General features: G+C 68.8%; 2 protein-coding genes. Both read left to right on the forward strand.

From position 1 onward, the window contains the following. Positions 1 to 494: 494 nt before the first annotated feature. Positions 495 to 2,168 (forward strand): class I adenylate-forming enzyme family protein, encoded by a 1,674-nt coding sequence (locus UWG_RS0120280; protein WP_193386466.1) that lies wholly within the window; start codon positions 495 to 497, stop codon positions 2,166 to 2,168. 1,019 nt (positions 2,169 to 3,187) lie between these two features. Then, positions 3,188 to 4,111 carry a D-alanyl-D-alanine carboxypeptidase family protein gene (locus UWG_RS0120285; RefSeq protein WP_016909036.1) on the forward strand — a complete coding sequence of 308 codons (924 nt, stop codon included), beginning with the start codon at positions 3,188 to 3,190 and terminating at the stop codon, positions 4,109 to 4,111. Positions 4,112 to 4,153 lie beyond the last annotated feature (42 nt).

The following is a 4,153-nucleotide window of genomic DNA, read 5'->3' on the forward strand; positions in this document are numbered from 1 at the left end:
TGCGGCGGCAGCGGCATACCCACCGCACCTCACGGAACCCGGCACGCACGTCGCGAATGGCGCAAAGCCTCCGAAGCCGACGCAGAATGCCGTCAGTCCCGACCGCGACACATGCGCGGGGCGCACTCTCCTCGGGCGGCTCGGGGCTCGAAGCCCCTCATCTCGCACGCCGGTCCGCGCTGCCGTCCGCCCCGCCCGGTTCCGTCCGAGACGACCCCGCCCGTCCCTGGACGGCAGCCCAACGTGTAACGTACATGCGTACTATTCGTCCGCTAGATCCCGTGCACCCGGTGCACACCAGCCAGATCCCAGTCAGATCCCCAGGCCGCGTCCCCGGACGACGCCGAGGGAGAGAGCCACCACGCCCGCTCGCGACACCGCTGCGGAACGCAGCGCATACCTCAGCCGCAGAGCCCGCGCGCGTGACCGCCGTCGGACCCCGGCCGACGGAGAACCCCCGCGCTCCGCCGACGCGCTCCCCCGAGGTGAGAACCGTGAGCCAGCGCACCGACGCCTACGACCCGACAGCCTTCCGCGAGGTATTCGAGCGGAACTTCACCTACCTCGCCGGCTTCGCCCGCAACACCCACCGCTACGCCACCAGGCCCGCGCTGAACGACCCGGCGACCGGGAGGAGTTGGACCTACGCCGAACTCGGCGCCGACGTCGACCGGCTCGCCGCGGGGCTCGCCGCGTACGGCGTGCGTCCCGGCGACCTCGTCGTCCACCAGCTCCTCAACGGCCCCGAGTTCGCGCTCCTCTACCTCGCCACCCAGCGGCTCGGTGCGATCGGCTCCCCGATCAACTTCCGCCTGGCGCCCGGCGAGACGGCCCACGTGCTGAACACGGGCAGGCCCGCCGCTTACGTCTACGACGCCACCCTCGCGGGCGAGGCGGTGCAGGCACTCCACCTCGCCGGGCACGCCCCGCCGCTCGTCGTCCAGGTCGACGCACCGGGGGCACCCGGCCCCGAACCCGCCCCGGGCGCCGTCCCGTTCGCCGAGGTGCATGCGGCAGGCGCCGGGCGCCAGGCGCCGCCGCAGCCGGAGGCCGGCCTCTACGGCGAGACGACCCGCCTTTACACATCGGGCACCACGGGGCTCCCCAAGGGCGTTCCGCTCAACAACGCCAACGAGGTGCTGTCGGCGCACGACGTGATCATGCACTTCCCGCTCACCCCCGAGGACCGCACGCTCAACATGAGCCCGTGGTTCCACCGCGGCGGCCTCTACGCCGGCGGCCCCAACCCCGTCTTCTACGTCGGCGCCGAGGCCGTCCCGCTCCGCCACTTCGACGCGGAGCGCGTCCTCGACCTCGTCGAGGAGCGCGGCCTCACCTTCCTCATCGGGGCACCGACCAACCTGGAGCGCCTCGCCGACGCGCAGGAGGCGCGCCCGCGCGACCTCTCCACGCTGCGCGGCATCGTCACCATGGGCGCCCCGCTGGAGCGGCAGGCGTGCCTCCGCTACCAACACGTCCTCACCGAGCGGATCTTCAACGGATACGGCACGACGGAGGCGTTCTGGAACACGTTCCTCCGCCCCTCGGACCTCCCCGACCACGCCGGCACCGCCGGACGCGCCTGCACCGACGACGACGTCGCCGTGGTCCGGGTCTACGAGGACAGGCGCGCCGCGCCCGACGACCTGGCGGCGAAGGACGGCACCGAGATCGGCGAGGTGATCGTCCGCTCCCCCAAGTCGGCCTACTCCTACGCCGGACTCCCGGAGGAGTCGGCCGAGAACTTCCGCGACGGCTGGCTCTACATCGGGGACCTCGCCACCTGGGACGAGCACGAGTACGTCACCCTCGTCGGCCGCCGGGACGACATGATCCTCAGCGGTGGCGAGAACGTCCACCCCGTGCAGGTCGAGGAGGTGCTCAACGAGCACCCCGGCATCGCCGACTCGGTCGTGGTCGGCGTCCCCGACCCGGAATGGGGGCAGTTGGTGACGGCGTACGTGGTCCGCTCCGACACCTCCCTCACCGCCTCCGAGTGCGACAAGCACTGCCGCGGCCACTCGATGCTCGCCCCCTACAAGCGGCCGCGCGCCTACCGCTTCGTCGAGGAGCTGCCCGTCACGGCGACGGGCAAGAAGATCCACTACCGGATGCGGGAGCTCGCCGCACGGGAGGCGGCCGAGGGCACAACCGAACGAGTGCGGTGAACCCACCCGGGGTCGGCGGCCGTGCACGCCGTGCGGTGTACGCGGCCGCCACGTACGGATGCCAGTCGCCGAAACCTCGTGGGAGGCCGCACTCTCCGCAGTCACGAGGGCGGCGTCGAACGAACCAGCCCTCGGAAACGACCGGTTGGTGCGCGGCGAGTCGTTCCGCCCGGACAAGCACTGTCCGACTCGCCTGACCGACTGCCGGTCGGGCCGCCCGAGAGGTCTCGTCTGCAAGTGACCGGCTGCACGAAAGAAGCCTCGGGCTCCGGCGTCTGCCTCCCGGGCAGTGTCCGCTTGTCATTGGCCGCCGCGATCCAGATTCCCCGAAGAGGCGTCGATGTCTGCGATAAAGACCTCTCGTGGTTTGCGAAAGTCGCAGCCGACATGGTTGATTGGCAGTGCTCGAACAACTTTCGCATGTGTACCACTATTTGACACCGCCGAGGGCCTTCGGCCGCTCAGCAGCGGCGGCGGCTACGCACACGCATCAGCGCGTTGTCCGTGTAACCGCAAGGCAGGAAGAGGATGTGCCATCTTGGGACGCGGCGCATACAGGGTGAGAGCCGGCGCCTCAGCCATACGGCACCAAGTGCCCGCTTTCATGCCTGAATTGCAGGACTCGAACCGGTACCCGGCCACCTGTCCGCCACCTGCGGATCGACAGGACTTCGTGCACCCGGCCTCCCTGGAATTTTGGCACCTCCGAGTGTTCACCGAATCTCCACAGAACACATACCGGCGTCACTGGAATCGCACATCTCCGTGCGTGCTGATTCAGCGTCTCGAAGCGTGGACTGATCTCCCTTCTCCCCTACGGCAGTTCAAGGGTGGGCGGCGGTGGAACACGCACACCGATGCACCACGTACGAAGGCGGCAACCCTGCCGCGCACGTACTCACCGCTGCGGCAGTGAAGTTGAGAACGAGCATCACCCATCGGGGCACGGCCTTCGACACGCCGTCGGAAATCGCCACCCCGAATGCACCCCCCTCACTCAGTAGATGCGGAGTGGCTCCATGGCTACCAGAACCCTGTCCAAGCGCAAGATCATCGTCGCCGCCTCCGCCGGTGTCGTACTCGCCACCAGCGTCCCCGTCATCGCCATCGCCGGGTCCGAGACGCCTCCGCCGGAGATCGCCGCCAAGGGCGCCTCGCTGTTCGACGAGAACGGCGAGCAGGTCTTCGGCAAGAAGGTGAACGACGACCGGGCGATGGCCAGCACGGTGAAGATCATGCTCGCCTCCACGGTCCTCGACGACGAGAACGCCGACCTCGACCGGAAGGTGACCGTCAAGAAGGCGTACCGCGACTACACCCTCGAAAACGGGACAAGCACCGCGGACCTGCAGACCGGCGACGAGCTGACGGTCGACCAGTTGCTGTACGCCGCCCTGCTGCCCTCCGGCGCCGACGCGGCCTACGCTCTCGCCGACACCTTCGGTGAAGGGGCCACCCTGGAGCAGCGCACCCAGTCGTTCGTCGTGAAGATGAACGCCAGGGGCAAGGAAATCGGCCTGACGAAGACCAAGTTCGATTCCTTCGACGGCACCAGCAGCGATTCCACCACGCCCGCGGACCTGGCGAAGCTGGCCCAGCATGCCATGCAGAACGACACGTTCCGCAAGGTCGTCAAGACCAAGAACTACGAGACAGAGGCCCCGGCTGCCAACGGCCGCACTCGCTACTACGAGTGGGACAACACCAACCAGCTCCTCGGCTCGTACAAGGGCATCACCGGTATCAAGACCGGTACGACCACGGCGGCAGGCCCCTGCCTCGTCTTCGCGGCCACGCGGGACGGCAAGACCCTCACCGGCACGGTACTCAACAGCAAGGATCGCTACGAGGACGCGGCGAAGCTGCTCGACTACGGCTTCGACTCGGACGACGCGGACGACATGAAGATCCGCAAGCTCCCCTCCGACGCGCAGCGCGACTGACGCACACGACACACGCGGCGGGCCCGGTCACCGAGTGACCGG

This window comes from Streptomyces xiaopingdaonensis, from assembly GCF_000262345.1.
In the GTDB taxonomy this organism is placed as follows: Bacteria; Actinomycetota; Actinomycetes; order Streptomycetales; family Streptomycetaceae; genus Streptomyces; species Streptomyces xiaopingdaonensis.